At 69.6% G+C, this 18,859-nt stretch carries 12 protein-coding genes; 9 read left to right on the forward strand and 3 right to left on the reverse strand.

What is annotated here, in order from left to right:
* Positions 1 to 238: 238 nt before the first annotated feature.
* From BM436_RS15385 to hutC, 3 genes are all read right to left on the reverse strand, one after another.
* Positions 239 to 700 (reverse strand): response regulator, encoded by a 462-nt coding sequence (locus BM436_RS15385; RefSeq protein WP_229490335.1) that lies wholly within the window; start codon positions 698 to 700, stop codon positions 239 to 241.
* Complete coding sequence (locus tag BM436_RS15390; RefSeq protein WP_143133154.1) at positions 690 to 5,360, reverse strand: PAS domain S-box protein; 4,671 nt, start codon at positions 5,358 to 5,360, stop codon at positions 690 to 692. Before BM436_RS15390 ends, BM436_RS15385 begins: the two co-directional genes overlap by 11 nt.
* Positions 5,361 to 5,534: 174 nt before the next feature.
* On the reverse strand, positions 5,535 to 6,254 hold the full coding sequence (gene hutC / locus BM436_RS15395) for a histidine utilization transcriptional repressor HutC (RefSeq protein WP_093556419.1): 720 nt from the start codon (positions 6,252 to 6,254) through the stop codon (positions 5,535 to 5,537).
* 161 nt (positions 6,255 to 6,415) lie between these two features.
* Here hutC and ada point away from each other — a divergent pair, with 161 nt between their 5' ends.
* The 9 genes from ada to BM436_RS15440 all read left to right on the forward strand — a co-directional run bounded on the left by ada (position 6,416) and on the right by BM436_RS15440 (position 18,839).
* Positions 6,416 to 7,519: a bifunctional DNA-binding transcriptional regulator/O6-methylguanine-DNA methyltransferase Ada gene (ada, locus tag BM436_RS15400; protein WP_093556512.1), complete on the forward strand. Its 1,104-nt coding sequence runs from the start codon at positions 6,416 to 6,418 to the stop codon at positions 7,517 to 7,519.
* Positions 7,516 to 8,364, forward strand: coding sequence for a 2OG-Fe(II) oxygenase (locus BM436_RS15405; RefSeq protein ID WP_093556420.1), 849 nt, complete (start codon positions 7,516 to 7,518; stop codon positions 8,362 to 8,364). The genes ada and BM436_RS15405 overlap by 4 nt, the downstream gene beginning before the upstream one ends.
* A 229-nt stretch (positions 8,365 to 8,593) precedes the next feature.
* Complete coding sequence (hutU, locus tag BM436_RS15410; RefSeq protein WP_093556421.1) at positions 8,594 to 10,297, forward strand: urocanate hydratase; 1,704 nt, start codon at positions 8,594 to 8,596, stop codon at positions 10,295 to 10,297.
* Positions 10,298 to 10,395: 98 nt separating this feature from the next.
* A complete protein-coding gene (gene hutH / locus BM436_RS15415; protein ID WP_093556422.1) occupies positions 10,396 to 11,952 on the forward strand; it encodes a histidine ammonia-lyase in 1,557 nt (518 codons plus the stop codon).
* A gap of 15 nt (positions 11,953 to 11,967) precedes the next feature.
* Complete coding sequence (hutG, locus tag BM436_RS15420) at positions 11,968 to 12,777, forward strand: N-formylglutamate deformylase (RefSeq protein WP_093556423.1); 810 nt, start codon at positions 11,968 to 11,970, stop codon at positions 12,775 to 12,777.
* A complete protein-coding gene (locus BM436_RS15425) occupies positions 12,774 to 14,207 on the forward strand; it encodes a formimidoylglutamate deiminase (RefSeq protein ID WP_093556424.1) in 1,434 nt (477 codons plus the stop codon). The genes hutG and BM436_RS15425 overlap by 4 nt, the downstream gene beginning before the upstream one ends.
* The gene (locus BM436_RS15430) at positions 14,207 to 14,806 is read left to right on the forward strand and encodes a HutD/Ves family protein (RefSeq protein ID WP_093556425.1); all 600 of its coding nucleotides are present in this window, start codon (positions 14,207 to 14,209) and stop codon (positions 14,804 to 14,806) included. The genes BM436_RS15425 and BM436_RS15430 overlap by 1 nt, the downstream gene beginning before the upstream one ends.
* Entirely contained in the window at positions 14,803 to 16,023 is a 1,221-nt protein-coding gene (gene hutI, locus BM436_RS15435; protein ID WP_093556426.1) for an imidazolonepropionase, read from the forward strand. The genes BM436_RS15430 and hutI overlap by 4 nt, the downstream gene beginning before the upstream one ends.
* A 71-nt stretch (positions 16,024 to 16,094) precedes the next feature.
* On the forward strand, positions 16,095 to 18,839 hold the full coding sequence (locus tag BM436_RS15440) for a zinc-dependent metalloprotease (protein WP_093556427.1): 2,745 nt from the start codon (positions 16,095 to 16,097) through the stop codon (positions 18,837 to 18,839).
* Positions 18,840 to 18,859 lie beyond the last annotated feature (20 nt).

An 18,859-nucleotide genomic window follows, 5' to 3' on the forward strand; every position in this document is an offset into this window, starting at 1 on the left:
TTCCTCGAGGGAGGTGTTGTTGGTTGTACGCCTGATGATTATGCCATTGTCACTGGAGATCGTCTCGACGCTGCCGCATTACAGGCCGCAGATGGAGATTATGTCCATGAATTCAACAGTTACCGGGTAGGTACTCTGGAGGATGACAAGAGGATAACAGGCGGGGAATGGCTCAAATAATAACGCATTTTGGACGCCTGTGCGGAATTTCGGTTTTGTTGTCGTACGGTAACAACTTTCAGCCCTCGCGGCGGGGTTGGCGGTAGATGGCCGCCAGGTTCACCAGGTCGCCCAGTTCGGCCGGCGCCACCGGCTTGCGGCAGGCGCCCAGGATGGTCAGGCCCTGGGCCATGGCGAGCCGCTCGGCCGCCTTCAGCACGCCGGCGTCCATGCCGGACAGCAGCACCACGGTGCCGCCGTAGCTGCCCTCGGCCACCAGGCGCAGGAATTCGATGCCGTCCATGTCCGGCATCGACAGGTCGCAGATCAGCAGGTCCGGCGGGGCCTGGGCGACCATGGCCAGCGCGGCCCGCGCGCTGGTGGCGCAGGCGACGTCGAAGCTGCCCAGGTCGTCGAGCATGTCCTCCAGCAGCGCGAGCATGAAGTCGTCGTCGTCCAGCAGCAGGATGCGCAACGGGGGCGGGGTGTCGAGGGACAGCTCGGCGCTGCCGTTCTTGGCGCTGTCGTTCTTAGTCGTCATTGGCGAAAGTGGTGTTGGTCATGATTTGTTCGGTGATCCGCTCCAGCAGCGGCCAGAGCCGGGCCAGGATGGCGCGCGCGGGCGCGGCGCCGGCGCCGGGCGGCAAGTCCTCCAGCGCCTGGCACAGCTCGGCCGTGCCGAGCGCGCCCACGGTGCGCGCCGAGGACTTGATGCGGTGGCCCAGCTCGCGCACGCGGTCCACGTCGCCCTTGCCCAGCGCGCGTTCCATCTCCTCGAAGCCGTCCTTGGTGGTCTGCAGGAACTTGAAGGCGAATTTGCGGATCTTCTGCGGGTGGTAGCCCACCAGCTGGGCCAGGATGGACAGGTCGATGACGGCCGGGTCGCCCGCCAGCGTGGGCTTGAACGCCGGCGCCGCGCGCGCCGGCTGCGCGGCGCGCTCGGCCTCGTCGGCGCGCTGCGCCGGCAGCCAGTTGGCGATGGTCTGGTACATCAGCGCCGGCTGGATCGGCTTGGAGATGAAGTCGTCCATGCCGGCGTCCAGGCAGCGCACCCGGTCCTCGCTGGTGGCGGTGGCCGTCATGGCCAGCACGTGCAGGCCGGCCAGCTGCCGGTCGGCGCGGATGCGGCGGGTGGCCTCCAGGCCGTCCATCAGCGGCATCTGCACGTCCATCAGCACGCAGTCGAAGCTGGCCTGGCGCAGCAGCGCCAGCGCCTCCTCGCCGTTGTTGGCCAGGCACACCGAGGCGCCGGCCTCCTCCAGCATCTCGAGCGCGATCTGCTGGTTGAAGGTGTTGTCCTCCACCAGCAGGATGCGGGCGTGCTTGAGCGCCTGCATCACGGCGGCGGTGCGCGCGCTGGCCAGCAGCTCGGCGGCGGCGTCGCTGACCTGGCTGATCAGCTCCGGCACGGCGCGGCTGGACACGCCCAGCTGGGCCGTGAACCAGAAGGTGCTGCCCACCCCCGGTTCGCTCTCCACGCCCACCTCGCCGCCCATCAACTGCGCCAGCTGCTTGCAGATCGCCAGGCCCAGCCCGGTGCCGCCGTATTCGCGCGTGGTGGAGGTGTCGGCCTGCTGGAAGGACTGGAACAGCTTGCCCATCTCCTCGCTGGACAGGCCGATGCCGTGGTCGCGCACCTCGAAGCGCGCCAGGCAGTGCGCGGCGTCGCTGCGCAGCTTGCGCACTTTGACGACGATGTGGCCCTGTTCGCTGAACTTGATGGCGTTGTTGGTGTAGTTGATCAGCACCTGGCCCAGCCGCAGCGGGTCGCCGCGCAGCACCGGCGGCAGCGCCGGGTCCAGCTCGAACACCAGGTTCAAGCCCTTGCCGGCCGCCTTCGGGGCCACCACCGTGGTCAGGGTCTGGATCACGTGGTCGAGCGAGAAGTCGACGTGCTCGATCTCCAGCTTGCCGGCCTCGATCTTCGAGATGTCCAGGATGTCGTCGATGATGCCCAGCAGGTGCTCGCCGGCGAAGCGGATCTTTTCCAGGTAGTCGCGCTGGCGCGGGTCGAGGTCGGTCTTCAGCGCCAGGTAGGCCATGCCGATCACGCCGTTCATCGGGGTGCGGATCTCGTGGCTCATGTTGGCCAGGAACTGGCCCTTGGCCAGGCTGGCCTCCTCGGCGACCTGCTTGGCCTGGTCCAGCTGCTCGGTGCGGCGCGCCACGCGCTCCTCGAGGTGCTCGTTCAGTTCGCGCAGCTCCTGCTCGGCCCGCTTGCTGTCGGTGATGTCGATCGCCATGCAGATCAGGTAGGCCGGCCGGCCGCGCTCGTCGAACACGGGGTTCTTGAAGGTGCGCAGGTGGCGCTGCTCGCACAGCGTGGGGTTCCACACGGTTTCCTCGTAGTCCATCAGCACGCCGCCCTCGAAGGCCTCGCGGTCGCGCGCGCGGATCGCCGCCACCACGTCGGGCGAGTGGAAGGGCGTGTCGTCGCCGCCGTTCAGTTCGTTGAAGCGGAAGCCGAACTGCGCCTCGCAGGCCGGGTTCATCAGCAGGAAGCGGCCGTCCGGCGCCTTGATGAACAGGCCGGTCGGCATCATCTTGATGATCTCCTGCAGCCGCTGCTCGCCGTGGCGCAGCGCGTCCTCGCTGCGCTTGCGGTAGCTGATGTCGGTCAGGCTGACCACCGCCATCGGCGTGGCGCCCAGCTCGTCGCGCATGGGCTCGGCGTTCACCGACAGCCAGCTGCGCTCGCCGTCGCCGCGCTGGCCGGCGGGCAGCACGCCCATCACCACGTCGCGCACCGAGCGCCCCGACACCAGCGCCAGGTAGACCGGGTGCTCGCCGCGCTCGAACGGCTCGCCGTTCTCGTGCACGCCCGGCCACAGGCCGGCGCCCGGCTGCGCGGCCGCGCCCAGCATGCGTCCGGCGGCCGCGTTCGATTCGAGGATCAGGCCGTCCGCGTTGAGCACCACCAGGCCGTTGGTGACGGCGTTGAAGACCGAGGCCATGCGCCGGCTGGAGTTGCGCAGCGCCAGGTCGGACAGGCGGCGGTCGGTGATGTCGGTGATCATCGCCAGCGTGCCGGCGTAGGCGCCGTGCTCGTCGTTGATCAGCGTGGTCGACAGCAGGCCCCACATGGTCGAATGGTCCTTGCGGAAGAAGCGCACGTCGCCCTGCTCGGCCTGGCCGGACGGGCGGCTGCGCTGGTGCAGGCGCAGCAGTTCCTGGCCGTCCTCGTCCATGAAGCTGCCCAGCGGGCGGTCCAGCATCTCGTCCGGCTCGTAGCCCAGCATGCGCGCCATGGTCGGGTTGACGAAGGTGGTCTGGTCGCGCGCGTCCGTCATCCAGATGCCCTCGGAGGCGGTCTGCACGATCAGGCGGTAGCGTTCCGAGCTGGCGTGCAGCGCCTCCTCGGCGCGCTGGCGCTGCGTCATGTCGCGCAGCGACACCACCGACAGGCCCTGGCCGGCCATCTGGATCGGCGCCAGGTGCACCATGGCGGGGAAGTGGCCGCCGTCCTGGCGGCGCGCGGTCAGCACCCGGCCCGGCAGGCCGGGGCGCGTGAACAGTTCGCGCGGACGGCCCGGCGCGCCGCGCATGGTGTCGGGCACCAGCAGCTCCATCGACAGGCCGGCCATCCGCTCCGGCTCGTAGCCGAAGCAGCGCGCGCAGGCCTCGTTGGCCAGGCGCACGTGGCCGTGGCGGTCGGCCAGCAGCATCGCGGCCGGGGTCGCCTCCAGGATGGCCGCCACGCGCGCCTCCTCGGCGGCGGCGCGGTGGCTGATGTCGCCCAGCGTGCCGGTCATGCGCGCGGCGCGGCCGGTGCCGTCGCGCGCCACCACCATGCCCCGCCCCAGCACCCATTTCCAGGCGCCGTCGCGGCAGCGGATGCGGAACTCGCAGGACAGCGGGGCGCGCTCGGCGAGGCCGGGCTCCCAGCCGGGCGGCGGCGCGATGTGCGACAGGAATTCCTCGTCGACGCGGGCGCGGTCGTCCGGATGCACCCGTTCAAGGATCTCGTCCAGCGTGGGCTTGAACCGCTCCGCCTCGTAGCCGAGGATCTGGCAGTAGCGCGGCGACAGCGTCAGCGCGTTGTCGCCCGGCAGCAAATCCCACACGCCCTCGCCCGAGCCCTCCAGCGCGAAGCTGGTCAGGCGCTCGGCCTTGGCGCCGCGCTCCTCGGCCGCCGCCAGCGCGCGCCGCAGCTGGCGCATGCGCCAGCCGGCGCCGCCGATCAGCGACAGCAGCAGCAGCGCCGCGCCGGCGCCGTACTGCCAGGCCAGGTAGGGCGCCGGCGGCTGGTACAGGAAGCCGTCCAGGCTGAAGCCGGGCGGCAGCATGCCCAGGTTGGCGTAGGTGTCGGCGATGGCGCGCCAGCGCGCCGGGTTGCTGTAGCCCAGCTCGATCAGGCGCTGCTCCAGCAGCGGCACGGTCTGCTGCGCCTCGAACATCAGGTGCTCGCGGCTGTGGCTGTTGGGGTAGCGGGCCCGGATCAGGTCCGCGATCTCGCCCGGATGCGCCATCGCGTACTGCCAGCCGCGCAGGGTGGCGGCGCGCATGGCGGCGGCCCGCCGCGGGTGCTCGCGCAGCTCGCTCTCGGTGGTGTACAGGTTGTCGCCGTAGAAATCGATGCCGGCCGCGCGCGGCGACAGGATGTCGTAGCGCAGGTTGCTGCGGTCCAGCACGTAGGGCGCCTCGGTGATATAGGCCGAGATCGCGTCGGCCTTGCCGCCGATCAGGTCTTCCAGGTTGTAGCTGTGTCCCACGCGCTGCACCGTGTCGGGCCGCACGCCGACATTGTTCAGGTAGGCCAGCAATTCCTCGTTGTTGGGCGCGAGCATGACGCGCTTGCCCTGCAGCTTGAGCGGCTGGCCGTCCTCGCCGCGGCGGGCGATCAGCGTGGCCGGCGAATGCTGGAAGATGGAGGCCAGCACCACCACCGGCGCGCCGGCCGCGCGGTTGAGCAGCAGGCTGCTGTTGCCCACGCCGTACTGGGCCTGGCCGTCCAGCACCTGGCGCACCGGGTCGCTGCCGGGCGGCGCCTCGCGCAAGGTCACCTCCAGGCCGGCCTCGCGGTAATAGCCCTTGTCCTGCGCCGCGTAATAGCCGGCGAACTGGAACTGGTGCAGCCATTTCAACTGCACCGTGATCTGCTCGATCGCCGCGGCCGGCGCGGCGGCGCAGGCGAAGGCCAGCGCCGCCGCGAAGCGGCGCATGCCCGGTGACAGGCGGATCGGAGGACGGCGGTGCGGCAAGAGCTTCCCTTTCGATAGGCGATGCCGGCGCGCGTCCGCGCCGGCGGGGCCGGTTGGTCCAATCAACTATAGCATCGAAGGTTTGCCGGCAGTGTTAACTTTTCCAATGGCAAGAATACGCCGCGCGTATCGGCTCGGGCGCACTTGCGCCATGCTAGCGACCATGCCGCGAGGCTAGTTGAAACTGCCCGCGAACTGGTAGCGGTGGCCCGGATGCCACATGGTGGCGATGGATGCCACCTGGCCGCCGGAGCGGGTCTGGCGCTTGAGCACCAGGCAGGGCTGGCGGGTGTCGATGGCCAGCATGTCGGCGATGTCGCGCGGCGGGCTGAGCGCCTCGATGCTGTAGGTGGCGCCCTGCAGCGGCGCGGCCGCCATCAGGTATTCGTTGGGGGTGATTGCGGCGAAGTCCTGGCTCATGTAGTCCGGCGCGCACAGCGGATTGACCCAGCGGTCCTCCACCTGGATGGGCACGCCGTTTTCGAAGTGGACGATGACGGAATGGAACAGCACATGTCCCGGCGGCAATTCGAATTGCTTGACCATCAATTCGGCCGCCTTGGTCTGCTCCAGCAGTTGCAGGCTGCTGCGGTGGGCGTGGCCGCGCGCGCGCACCTCGTCGGCGATGCTCTTGATCTCGAGCAGCGTGGCCTGGTATTTTTGCTGCGCGACGTAGGTGCCCGAGCCTTGGCGGCGGGTCAGCACCTGCTCGGCGGTCAGCTCGCGCACGGCGCGGTTGACCGTCATGCGCGAGACGCCGAATTGCTTGACCAGCGCCTGTTCCGAGGGGATCACGTCGCCCTCCTTCCACTGGCCGGCCGCGATCTGGGCCAGCAGGTAATCCTTGATGCGCTGGAAAATAGGGGTATTGTCTTGTATTTGTTGTTCGTCCAAACCGGTCTCCGGAGCTGCGCCGGGCCGGCGCTGGCGAGGGGCGATTTTAACATTTGCGGCGGAGAAGAATTCAAAAGCAAGACCCGGAGTGCGGGGACGGTGGCGCGCCGCTACGATGGCGCCATCCCACACAACGACAGCGGAGCGCAACCATGGGCACCATGAACGACCAAGAGTACGAACACGATGAGCGCGGACGCGAGGAGCCCGGGCGCGGGGAATACGACAGCGACGACGAACGCTGGGCCGCCGTGCGGCGGCGCGACGGCGCGGCCGACGGCCGCTTCTACTACGCGGTGCGCAGCACCGGCGTGTACTGCCGCCCCTCGTGCGGCTCGCGGCCGGCGCTGCGCGCCAACGTCAGCTTCCACGCCAGCCGCGAGGAGGCGGAGCTGGCCGGCTACCGTCCCTGCCTGCGCTGCAAACCCGACCAGCCGCCGCTGGCCGAGCGCCACGCCGCCATGGTGGCGCGCATGTGCCGCCTGATCGACGAGGCCGAAACCGAGCCGGACCTGGCCAGCCTGGCCGAGGCCAGCGGCATGAGCCGCTTCCACTTCCACCGGATCTTCAAGGCGCAAACGGGGCTCACGCCCAAGGCCTACGCGGCCGGCGCGCAGCAGCGCCGCATGCAGGCCGGGCTGGCGGGCGAGGGCACGGTGACGGACGCGATCTACGCGGCCGGCTTCAATTCCAGCGGCCGCTTCTACGCCAAGTCGCCCGGCGCGCTGGGCATGACGCCGGGCGCCTGGCGCGGCGGCGGCAGCGGCGCCGCGATCCGCTTCGCCATCGCCGAGTGCTCGCTGGGCGCCATCCTGGTGGCCAGCACCGACAAGGGCATCTGCGCCATCCTGATGGGCGACGACCCGGACCTGCTGGCGCGCGACCTGCAGGACCGCTTCCCCAAGGCCGAGCTGATCGGCGCCGAGCCGGGGTACGAGCGGGTGGTGGCCGCCGTGGTCGGCATGGTGGAGGCGCCGGGCACGGGGCTGGACCTGCCGCTGGACGTGCGCGGCACGGCCTTCCAGCAGCGCGTGTGGCGGGCCTTGCGCGAGATCCCGGCCGGGAAGACCGTCAGCTACGCTGAGCTGGCCGCGATCGTCGGCGCGCCGAAGGGGGCGCGGGCGGTGGCCGGGGCCTGCGCCGCCAACGCGATCGCCGTGGCGATCCCCTGCCACCGGGTGGTGCGCAACGACGGCTCGATCTCCGGCTACCGCTGGGGCGTGGAGCGCAAGCAGGCGCTGCTCGAGCGCGAGGGCTCCAAATGAGCGCGGGCCACCTACCTCACCCCGGGGACGGACTCTCCGCGCCACAAGCCGTCGCGGGGATAGGCGGAGCGGACCGCGAGTCCGTCCCCGGTTTTGGCAGCGGTGGCCCGCGGGACGGGGAACCCGCGCCCGCGTGGAGCGGCCTGTCCGGGCGCTGCGCCGCGCTCGACTGGGCCGCCATCGCCGCCGAGTTGGACGACTTCGGCTGCGCCACCGTCCCCGGCCTGCTGTCCGCCGAGGAATGCCAGCGCCTGGCCGCCGCCTACGCCAAGTCCGAACTGTTCCGCAGCCGCGTCGTGATGGAGCGCCACGGCTTCGGCAAAGGCGAATACCAATACTTCGCCCACCCGCTGCCATCGCCCATCGCCCGGCTGCGCGGGGCACTGTATCCGCCGCTGGCCGCCATCGCCAACCGCTGGTACGAGGCCATGGGGCTGGAACCGCGCTTCCCGCCGGGGCACGCCGAATTCATCGCCCGCTGCCACGCCGCCGGCCAGAGCCGCCCCACGCCGCTGCTGCTGCGATACCGCGCCGGCGACTACAACTGCCTGCACCAGGACCTGTACGGCGAGCACGTGTTCCCGCTGCAAGCCGCCGTGCTGCTGTCCGCGCCGGGCGAGGACTACACCGGCGGCGAATTCGTGCTCACCGAGCAGCGCCCGCGCATGCAGTCGCGCGCCGAGGTGGTGCCGCTGGGGCGGGGCGACATGGTCGTCTTCCCCGTCTTCCACCGTCCCGTGAACGGCGCGCGCGGCGTCTACCGCGTCAACATGCGGCACGGCGTGTCGCGGCTGCGATCGGGCTCGCGCCACACACTGGGCATCATCTTCCACGACGCCAGTTGAACAGGGCTACCCAAGGTCCACCGCAGATAGTTGATAAAACAACATCAGTGTCAGGCGCGACATTCGGACATTTTGGCCCGATGTCCGAATGTCGCGCCTGACACCGATGTGGGTTTGATAAGTAAATTGAGGTTGACTTGGTTGTATAGACAACTTATGCTGGAAGGATGCGCGGAGGGCGCGTGGTTCGCCGCGCCCGTCCGTTTCCACCAGACACCAAGGAGCCGATATGAGCACTTCCCTAGCCAACGATCCACGTTTCGACGCCACGCGCGTCATCCGCGCCCCGCGCGGGCCCGAGCGCGTCTGCAAGACCTGGGGCGCGGAGGCGGCCTATCGCATGCTCCAGAATAATCTCGACAGCGAGGTCGCCGAGAACCCGCAGCATCTTGTCGTGTACGGAGGCATCGGCCGCGCGGCCCGCAACTGGGCCTGCTACGACCAGATTCTCGCCTCGTTGAAGGAGCTGGAGGCGGACCAGACCCTGCTGATCCAGTCCGGCAAGCCGGTCGGCGTGTTCCAGACCCACGAGGACGCGCCGCGCGTGCTGCTGGCGAACTCCAACCTGGTGCCGAAGTGGGCCAACTGGGAACACTTCAACGAACTGGACCGCCAGGGCCTGTTCATGTACGGCCAGATGACGGCCGGGTCCTGGATCTACATCGGCACCCAGGGCATCGTGCAGGGCACCTACGAGACCTTCGCCGAGGCCGGCCGCCAGCACTTCGGCGGCGACATGGCCGGCCGCTGGATCCTGACCGCCGGCCTGGGCGGCATGGGCGGCGCGCAGCCGCTGGCGGCCACCTTCGCCGGTGCCGTGTCGCTGAACATCGAGTGCCAGCAGACCAGCATCGACTTCCGCCTGCGCACCAAATACCTGGACAAGCAGGCCGCCTCCATAGACGAGGCGCTGGAACTGGTGAGGTTCCACACCGGGCGCAAGGAGGCGATCTCGATCGGCCTGCTGGGCAACGCGGCCGAGATCCTGCCGGAGCTGGTCAAGCGCGCCAAGGACGGCGGCATGGTGCCTGACATGGTCACCGACCAGACCTCGGCGCACGACCTGGTGAACGGCTACCTGCCGCGCGGCTGGAGTGTCGCCGATTGGAAATCGGCCCAGCAGGACCCCGAGCGTCACGCGCGCCTGGTGGCCGCCGCCGCCGATTCCTGCGCCGCCCACGTGCAGGCCATGCTGGAGTTCCAGCGGCTGGGCGCGAAGGTGGTCGACTATGGCAACAACATCCGCCAGGTGGCCTTCGACCAGGGCGTGGAAAATGCTTTCGATTTCCCGGGCTTCGTGCCGGCCTACATCCGCCCGCAGTTCTGCGAGGGCCGCGGCCCGTTCCGCTGGGTGGCGCTGTCCGGCGATCCGGAGGATATCTACAAGACCGACGCCAAGATCAAGGAACTGTTCCCGCACCACGCGCAGGTGCACCGCTGGCTGGACATGGCGCGCGAGCGCATCGCCTTCCAGGGCCTGCCCGCGCGCATCTGCTGGCTGGGACTGGGCGAGCGCCACATCGCGGGCCTGGCCTTCAACGAGATGGTGCGCAACGGCGAGCTGAAGGCGCCGATCGTGATCGGCCGCGACCACCTGGACACCGGCTCCGTCGCCAGTCCCAATCGCGAGACCGAGAGCATGAGAGACGGCACCGACGCGGTGTCCGACTGGCCGCTGCTGAACGCCCTGCTGAACACCGCCGGCGGCGCCACCTGGGTCGCGCTGCACCATGGCGGCGGCGTGGGCATGGGGTATTCCCAGCACTCCGGCGTGGTCATCGTGGCCGACGGCACCGACGCCGCCGCCAAGCGCCTGGCGCGCGTTCTGGTCAACGACAGCGGCTCGGGCGTGATGCGCCACGCGGACGCGGGGTATGAATCGGCGATCGCCTGCGCCAAGCGCAACGGCTTGAATCTCCCTATGGTCCTATAGGACGGGAACCCGCCCTTGCAAGGGCGGCCCGTTCCGCAGGCGGGCGGCATGCCGCCCGAATTCCCTGCTACACCTATGATTAAATAAGGAATCGCCACATGACTCAAACCGCAAACAACGGCTGGACCCTGAAACCGGGTTCCATCACGCTGATCGAGCTGCGCAACGCGTGGACCGCCGCCACCCCCGTGGCGCTGGCCGCGGAAGCCTATCCCGTCATCGAGGCGTCGGCGCAGATCGTGCGCGACATCGTGGCCAAGGGCGACGCCGCCTACGGCATCAACACCGGTTTCGGCCTGCTGGCCAAGACCCGCATCCCGGACAACAAGCTGGAACAGCTGCAGCGCAACCTGATCCTGTCGCACTCCGTCGGCACCGGCGCGCTGATGTCGGACGCCGTGGTGCGCCTGATCATGCTGATGAAGATCGGCAGCCTGGCGCGCGGCTACTCGGGCGTGCGTCCGCTGATCATCGACACGTTGATCGCGCTGTACAACGCCAACATCATGCCGGCCATCCCGGCCAAGGGCTCGGTGGGCGCGTCCGGCGACCTGGCGCCGCTGTCGCACATGACGCTGGCCATGCTGGGCGTGGGCGAGGTGCGCGTGAACGGTGAGCTGATGCAGGCCGCCGACGCGCTGAAGGCCGCCGGCATCGCGCCGGTGGTGCTGGCCGCCAAGGAGGGCCTGGCGCTGATCAACGGCACCCAGGTGTCGACCGCGCTGGCGCTGCACGGCCTGTTCATGGCCGAGCGCCTGCTGGAGGCGGGCATGGTGACCGGTTCGCTGTCGCTGGACGCGGCCAAGGGCAGCGATTCGCCCTTCGACGCGCGGGTGCACGAGGTGCGCGGCCAGCCGGGCCAGATCGCCGCCGCCTCCATCTACCGCCAGCTGGTGTCGAACAGCGCCATCCGCGCCTCGCACCTGGTGGGCGACGAGCGGGTGCAGGACCCGTACTGCCTGCGCTGCCAGCCGCAGGTGATGGGCGCCTGCTGGGACCTGATCGCCAACGCAGGCCGCACCCTGCTGATCGAGGCCAACGCCGTCACCGACAATCCGCTGCTGTTCAAGAACGGCGACGAGGCGGTGGTGGTCTCGGGCGGCAATTTCCACGCCGAGCCGGTGGCCTTCGCGGCGGACACGCTGGCGCTGGCCATCGCCGAAATCGGCAGCATTGCCGAGCGCCGCATCGCGCTGCTGATCGACGCCACCCTGTCCGGCCTGCCGCCGTTCCTGGTGCGCGACCCGGGCGTGAACTCCGGTTTCATGATCGCCCACGTCACCGCCGCCGCGCTGGCCTCCGAGAACAAGTCGCTGGCGCATCCGGCCAGCGTGGACACGATACCGACGTCGGCCAACCAGGAGGACCACGTGAGCATGGCGACCTTCGCCGCCCGCCGCCTGGAAGACATGGCGCAGAACACCGCCGCCATCGTCGCCATCGAGCTGTTGGCGGCCGCGCAGGGCATCGATTTCCACCGGCCGCTGAAGACGTCGCCGCACCTTGAGCACGTGCACGCGCAGCTGCGCCAGAAAGTGCCCTTCTTCGACGCCGACCGCTTCTTCGCGCCGGACATCGAGGCGGCATTGCAGATGGTGCTGAAGGGTGAATTGAGCGCCACCTGCAAGAGCCTGTTCACGTCGCTGCATCCATAAGCGCGGGAGGACGAGATGGACTTCAAATTCAACGCGGGCGGCCTGCCGCTGCTGGTGTCGATGCCCCACGTGGGCACCGACATCCCGGACGACATCGCGGCCGGCTTCGCGCCCGCCGCCTCGGTGAAGGCCGACACCGACTGGCACCTGGAGCGGCTGTACGGCTTCCTGGGCGAGATGGGGGCGTCGATCCTGTCGGCGCGCTGGTCGCGCTATGTGATCGACCTGAATCGTCCGCCCGAGAACACGAACCTGTATCCGGGCCAGGACACCACCGGCCTGTGCCCGCTCGACACCTTCGGCCGCGAACCCCTGTACGCCGAGGGCCGCGCGCCGGACGAGGCGGAGGTGCGGCGCCGCCTGCGCCTGTACTGGCGGCCCTACCACGAGCAGCTGCGCGCGGAGCTGGACCGCCTGCTGGCCATCCATGGCCGGGTGGTGCTGTGGGACGCGCACTCCATCGCCTCCGTGGTGCCGCGCTTCTTCGAGGGCAAGCTGCCGGACCTGAACTTCGGCACCGCCGACGGCGCCTCCTGCGCGCCCGGCATGACGGAGACCATCGCCGCGCTGGCGCGCGCGCACGGCGGCTACACGGTGGCCGTGAACGGCCGCTTCAAGGGCGGCCACATCACGCGCCACTACGGCAAACCGGCCGGCAACGTACACGCCATCCAGCTGGAGATGTGCCAGTCCACCTATATGGATGAAAGCGCGCCGTTCGCCTATCGCGACGACCTGGCCGGCCGGGTGCGGCCGCTGCTGCGCCGGTTGACGCAAGCCGCCGCCGACTGGGCCAGGGGCGGCGCCGAGGGCAAAACCCAATGAGCGGCGCGGTCCTTGGCGCGGGGGAGCCCGCCTGCGCGGCTCAAGGCGCCGGCGCCGGACCCGGCGCGCGGGCGCTGTACGCGCGGAACGCGCTGCTGCCGTCCGGCTGGGCGCGCGACGTGCTGCTGCAATGGGACGCCGCCGGCGGCCTCACCGCCGTCACGCCGGACGCCTTGAAGCCGGCCGGCGTGGAAGTGGCGGACTACGCCATGCCGGGCATGATCAACCTGCATTCGCACAGCTTCCAGCGCGCGCTGGGCGGCCTGACGGAGAAGGCCGGGGAAGGCCCGGACAGCTTCTGGACCTGGCGCGACCTGATGTACCGCTTCGCCCGCAACATCACGCCGGAGCAGATGGAGGCCATCGCCGCGCAACTGTTCAGCGAATGCCTGCGTCACGGCTACACCTCGATCTGTGAATTCCACTACGTGCAGCGCACGCCGGACGGCGCCATGTATCCGCGCGCGGCGGAGACGGCGGAACGGGTCGTCGCCGCCGCCCGGGCGACGGGCATCGGCATCACCATGCTGCCGGTGCTGTACAGTTACTCGGGATTCGGCGAGGCGCCGCTGAAGCCGGAGCAGCGACGCTTCAAGACCGGCGCCCAGGATATTTTGCGGATGATCGGGGAACTGGAGGCGTGCCGGGATGCTCAAACGGAGGTGGGTTTCGCGCCGCATTCGCTGCGGGCGGCCTCGGTGGGCCAAATCCAGGAGGTGCTGGCGGGCCTGCCGCGCGATCGGCCGGTGCACATCCACATCGCCGAGCAGCAGGGGGAGGTGGAGCAGTCGCTCGGTTACTGCGCGCGGCGGCCGGTGCAATACCTGTATGATGAGCTGGAGGTGGACGATCGCTGGTGCCTGGTGCACGCCACCCACCTGGTGGAAACGGAAGTGGCGGCGATCGCGCGCAGCGGCGCCGTGGCGGGCATCTGCCCCACCACGGAGGCCAACCTGGGCGACGGCCTGTTCCCGCTGCGGTCCTTCCTGGAGCGGGGCGGCCGCTTCGGCGTGGGCAGCGACAGCCACATCTCGCAAAGCCCGGTGGAGGAGTTGCGCTGGCTGGAATATGGCCAGCGCCTGAGTGAGCGGCGCCGCAACATCGCGGTGTCGGCCACCCAGCGCAACGTGGGCGACTTCCTGTGGCAGGGCGCGCTGCGGGGCGGCGCGCAGGCGGCGGGACGCCCGGTCGGCGCGCTGGAGGCGGGCAGGCGCGCCGATGTGATCGTGCTCGACGGCGAGCACCCGAATCTGTACGGGCTGGCGGCGGACGAGGTCCTCGGCGGCTTTGTTTTCAGCGGCAATGACAATCTGGTGAAAGACGTAATGGTCGGCGGCCGGTGGGTGGTGCGCGGCCAGAGGCACGCGGCGCAACAGGCCATCGCCGCGCGGTTCAGACAGACGCTGGCCGAACTTCGGGAGTTCCGCTAATGAGCAAGCTGATACAGTACGCAAGCCTGCATGCCACGCCCTGGAAAAACGGCGGCGGCAGCACCACGGAGATCACCATCGCGCCCACCGGCGCGACCTTCGACAACTTCGACTGGCGCGTCAGCCTGGCCACCATCGCGCACAGCGGCCCGTTCTCGGTGTTCCCGGGGATAGACCGCACGCTGACGCTGGTGTCCGGCCCGGGCGTGGTGCTGGATGTGGGCAACGAGCGCCAGGTGGCGCTCAGCGAACGCGAACCTGTATTGGCCTTCCCCGGCGAGACCGAGGTCTACGCCACCGTGGCCTCCGGCCCCACCACCGATTTCAACGTGATGACGCGCCGCGCGCGCTGCAGCCACCAGCTGGAGCGCCGCGTGGTGCGCGACTTCTCCCAACTGGAGCGGCGCAGCGCCACCACCGTGGTGTTCCTGGCCGAGGGCGAGAGCCTGTTCATCAGCAGCGCCAGCGAGCGCGTCTCCATGGTGCGCTACGACGCGGTGGTGCTGAGCACCGAGGACGTGTGGACGCTGGAGGCCGGGCAGGCCACCGTGTTCATCGTCGATATCATCCCGAACGAAGAAGAGGGCGAAGAGGAATGAGTGTGGTTTGGGATGCGCTGTACACGAATGTGAACCTGGCCACCATGGTGGACGGCTACGGTGAAATGCGCGGCGGCGCCATCGCCGTCAAGGATGGCCGCATCGCCTGGCTGGGCGCGGCGGCGGAGGCGCGGGCGGCGGGCGACGCCGCCGTGGTGCACGACGGCGCCGGCTGCTGGCTCACGCCGGGACTGATCGACTGCCACACCCACATCGTCCACGCGGGCAACCGCAGCGATGAATTCGAGGCGCGCCTGAACGGCGCCACCTACGAGGACATCGCCCGGGCCGGCGGCGGCATCATGTCCACCGTGCGCGCCACGCGCGCCGCTTCCGAGGACGAACTGTACGCGCAAAGCCTGCCGCGCATCCTCAGTTTGCTGGCCGAGGGCGTGACCACGCTGGAGATCAAGTCCGGCTACGGCCTGACGCTGGAGGCGGAGGCCAGGATGCTGCGCGTGGCGCGGCGCGTGGGCGCCACGCTGCCGGTCGGCGTCGCCACCACCTTCCTGGGCGCGCACGCGGTGCCGCCGGAGTTCGCGGGCAGGGCGGACGACTACGTGGACGAGGTGTGCGCCATGATCGCGCCGCTCGCCGAACAGGGCCTGGTGGACGCCGTGGACGCGTTCTGCGAGCGCATCGGCTTCAGCCACGCGCAGACGGAGCGGGTGTTCCAGGCCGCGGCGGCCCGCGGGCTGCCGGTCAAGCTGCACGCCGAACAGCTGTCGGACCAGCGCGGCGCGGAACTGGTGGCGAAGTATCAAGGCCTGTCGGCGGACCACCTGGAGCACCTGACGGCCGACGGCATCGCCGCCATGGCAAGCGGCGGCACCGTCGCGGTGCTGCTGCCCGGCGCCTATTACTTCCTGCGCGACACCACGCCGCCGCCGGTGGCGGCCCTGCGCGCGGCCGGCGTGGCCATGGCCGTGGCCACCGACAACAATCCCGGCACCTCGCCGATGACCTCCCTGCTGCTGGCGATGAACATGGCCTGCACGCTGTGGCGGCTGACGCCGCTGGAGGCCCTGGCCGGCTGCACCGTGCACGCGGCCGCCGCGCTGGGACGGCGCGACAGCGTCGGCACGCTGGAGGTGGGCAAGCGCGCCGATTTCGCGCTGTGGAACATCGCCCGGCCGGCGGACTTGTCGTACGCGATAGGTTTCAATCCGTGCAAGGGCGTGGTCTACGGCGGTGTGCCGCGCCGGCCCGCGGTGTAGCTCGAAAGCCGCCACGGCCGGCCGCGATCGTGTACATTAATACGATCGTCAGCATCCGCCACAGAATCATCATGCGCCCGCTCTTCCTGAAGGCTATCAGCCTCGCCGTCACGCTGGCCATGGCCTCCCAGGCCATGGCGCAAGACTCGCCAACGCCCACGCCACCCGCCCCCGTTCCCGCGCCCACGCCGGAGACGCCGCCAGCCCCTGTCGCGCCCCCGGCGCCGGCGGCGTCCGCTTCGCAGGCCACGGTGGCGGCGATCGCCGCCGCGGCCGCCGCCGCCGCCGCGCGCGTGGACCCCGCCGCCAAGCCGTTCGCGGACATCGTCAAGGGCGCCCAGCACATGGGCGGTTTTTTCTCGCTGTACCAGCGCGATGAAAAGGTCTGGATAGAGATACGTCCGGAGCAGTTCGACAAGCCCTTCTTCCTGTCCGCCAACGTGGCCACCGGCATCGGCGAGCGCAGCGTCTATGGCAGCCAGATGGAGCGCAGCGAGGTGGTGGCGTTCCGCCGGCTGGGCAACCTGGTGCAGCTGGTGGCGCTCAACACCGATTTCCGCGCCAAGGCCGGCACGCCGCTGGCGCTGGCCGTCTCGCAGGGCTTCACGGACAGCCTGCTCGGCTCCGTGCCCATCGTCAGCGCGCCGCATGCGCGCACCAAGGGTGTGCTGATCGAGGCCAACGCGCTGCTGTTCACCGACATCCCCTCCTTCTCCACGCGGCTGGAATACGCCTTCCGCATGCAGTACGCGCTGGACGCGCGCAACAGCAGCTTCGCCAGCGTCCGCAGCGACGAGGGCATGACCGGCTTCCACGTCAACGCGCACTACTTCGTGCCGCGCCTGGCGGCCGCGCCCATGGTGCCGTCCCTGACCGCGCCCTACGTGCCGCCGCCGCGCCACACGCCGGACCCGCGCAGCATGTTCCTGGGCTTCTATTACAGCTTCGCGCCGCTGCCCGAGCAGCCCATGCATGGCCGCCCGGCGGACGACCGCCTCGGCCACTTCGTCACCACGGCCTATGATTTCACGGACGACGTCCGGCCCACGCTCACCACGCACGTGGTGAACCGCTGGCGCCTGGAGAAGAAGGACCCGTCGCTGCCGCTGTCCGAACCGAGGCAGCCCATCGTCTACTGGCTGGACAAGAACATCCCGGAGAAGTACCGCGAGTCGGTGAGGCAGGGCGTGCTGGCCTGGAACGCCGCCTTCGAGCGCATCGGCTTCAAGGACGCCATCGTGGTCAAGCAGCAGACCGCGCAGGACAACTTCGACACCATGGACGCGCGCCACGCGTCGGTGCGCTGGTACGTGGGCGCCGACGCCAGCATGGCCATCGGCCCGCGCCAAGTGGACCCGCGCAGCGGCGAGATACTGGACGCGGACATCGCCATGTCCGACATCTTCGCCCGCGGCGCGCGCCGCATGGCGAGCGAGGACTCGCGCTGGCAGGCCTACGGCGCGTCCCAGGCGTCCAATTCGGCGGCCGTCACGGCGCCGGGCCCGCACGACGAATCCCGCTGCGACTTCGGTATGGAATCGGCGCAGGAAATGGGCTTCGCCATGGAGCTGATGGAGGCGCGCGGCGAGTTCGAGATGGACAGCCCCAAGGCCGAGGCTGTGGCGCAAGCCTATGTGCGTTCGGTCATCATGCACGAGGTCGGCCACACGCTCGGACTGCGGCACAACTTCCGCTCGTCCACCATCTACAGCCTGTTCCAGCTGAGGGACAAGGACTTCACCGCCAGGAATGGCCTGAGCGGCTCCGTGATGGACTACACGCCGTTCAACATCGCCATCAAGGGCGAGCAGCAGGGCGAGTACGTGATGTCCACGCTGGGGCCGTACGACTACTGGGCCATCGAATACGCCTACAAGCCGATCCCGGAGGAACAGGAGAAGGACGAACTGGCGCGCATCGCCAGCCGCTCCAACGAGCCACAGTTCGCCTTCGCCACGGACCAGGAAGCCTATTACGGCATGTCCGATCCGGACGTGAACCTGTTCGACCTGGGCAGCGACCCGCTGGCCTACTTCCAGCGCCGGCTGGCCATCTCGCGCGAACTGTGGGACCGCGTGCAGACGCGCAAGCTGAAGCCCGGCGAGAGCTATGAATCGCTGCGCCGCAGCTTCATCTACGGCTTCGACCAGTTCGCGCGCACGATGCCGGTGGTGGTCAAGTACGTGGGCGGCGTCACGCACCTGCGCGACCACGCGGGCACGGGCCGCGCGTCGTTCACGCCGGTGCCGGTGGAGCGCCAGCGCGACGCGCTCAAGCTCCTCACCAACAACCTGTTCAAGGCGGACAGCTTCAAGTTTCCCCCTTCGCTGCTGAGCCGCCTGGGCGGCGACCAGCTGGAGTTCCGCCTGCGGCCGGACATCTCGATCAACAGCGCCGTGCTGTTCCTGCAGGCCGCCGCGATGGACCAGCTGCTGTCGGACGCGGTGGCGGGGCGGCTGCTCGACTCGCAGGAAAAGGTCGATGATCCGAAGCGGGCCTTGTCGCTGGACGAGCTGTACACCACGCTGCAGGCGGCGGTGTGGAGTGAGCTCAAGAGCGGCAAGGACATCGGCGGCATGCGGCGCAACCTGCAGCGCGAACACCTGAAGCGGGTCGCCGCCACGCTGCTGCGCTCCACGCCCGGCATGCGGGCGGACGCGCGCAGCCTGCAGCGCATGCACGCGCTGGAACTGCAGCGCGACATACGCGGCGCCATGTCGGGCGCCATCGGCACGGAGGCCAAGGCGCACCTGTCGGAATGCTACGAGACCCTGAGCCAGGCCCTGAAAGCGCCGATGCTGCGCACGGGCGCCTGAGTTGCGGCGCGCGTTCGCGG

The sequence above is a fragment of the Pseudoduganella namucuonensis genome (genome assembly GCF_900116645.1).
GTDB classification, from domain to species: domain Bacteria; phylum Pseudomonadota; class Gammaproteobacteria; order Burkholderiales; family Burkholderiaceae_D; genus Rugamonas; species Rugamonas namucuonensis.

What these genes read in the sequence shown, in the direction of transcription:
- BM436_RS15405 (WP_093556420.1), top strand. Translation starts at nt 7,516, where the DNA reads ATGAGCGCGGGCCACCTACCTCACCCCGGGGACGGACTCTCCGCGCCA.
- BM436_RS15440 (WP_093556427.1), top strand. Translation starts at nt 16,095, where the DNA reads ATGCGCCCGCTCTTCCTGAAGGCTATCAGCCTCGCCGTCACGCTGGCC.
- hutU (WP_093556421.1), top strand. Translation starts at nt 8,594, where the DNA reads ATGAGCACTTCCCTAGCCAACGATCCACGTTTCGACGCCACGCGCGTC.
- hutI (WP_093556426.1), top strand. Translation starts at nt 14,803, where the DNA reads ATGAGTGTGGTTTGGGATGCGCTGTACACGAATGTGAACCTGGCCACC.
- BM436_RS15430 (WP_093556425.1), top strand. Translation starts at nt 14,207, where the DNA reads ATGAGCAAGCTGATACAGTACGCAAGCCTGCATGCCACGCCCTGGAAA.
- ada (WP_093556512.1), top strand. Translation starts at nt 6,416, where the DNA reads ATGAACGACCAAGAGTACGAACACGATGAGCGCGGACGCGAGGAGCCC.
- BM436_RS15425 (WP_093556424.1), top strand. Translation starts at nt 12,774, where the DNA reads ATGAGCGGCGCGGTCCTTGGCGCGGGGGAGCCCGCCTGCGCGGCTCAA.
- hutG (WP_093556423.1), top strand. Translation starts at nt 11,968, where the DNA reads ATGGACTTCAAATTCAACGCGGGCGGCCTGCCGCTGCTGGTGTCGATG.
- hutH (WP_093556422.1), top strand. Translation starts at nt 10,396, where the DNA reads ATGACTCAAACCGCAAACAACGGCTGGACCCTGAAACCGGGTTCCATC.
- BM436_RS15385 (WP_229490335.1), bottom strand. Translation starts at nt 700, where the DNA reads ATGACGACTAAGAACGACAGCGCCAAGAACGGCAGCGCCGAGCTGTCC.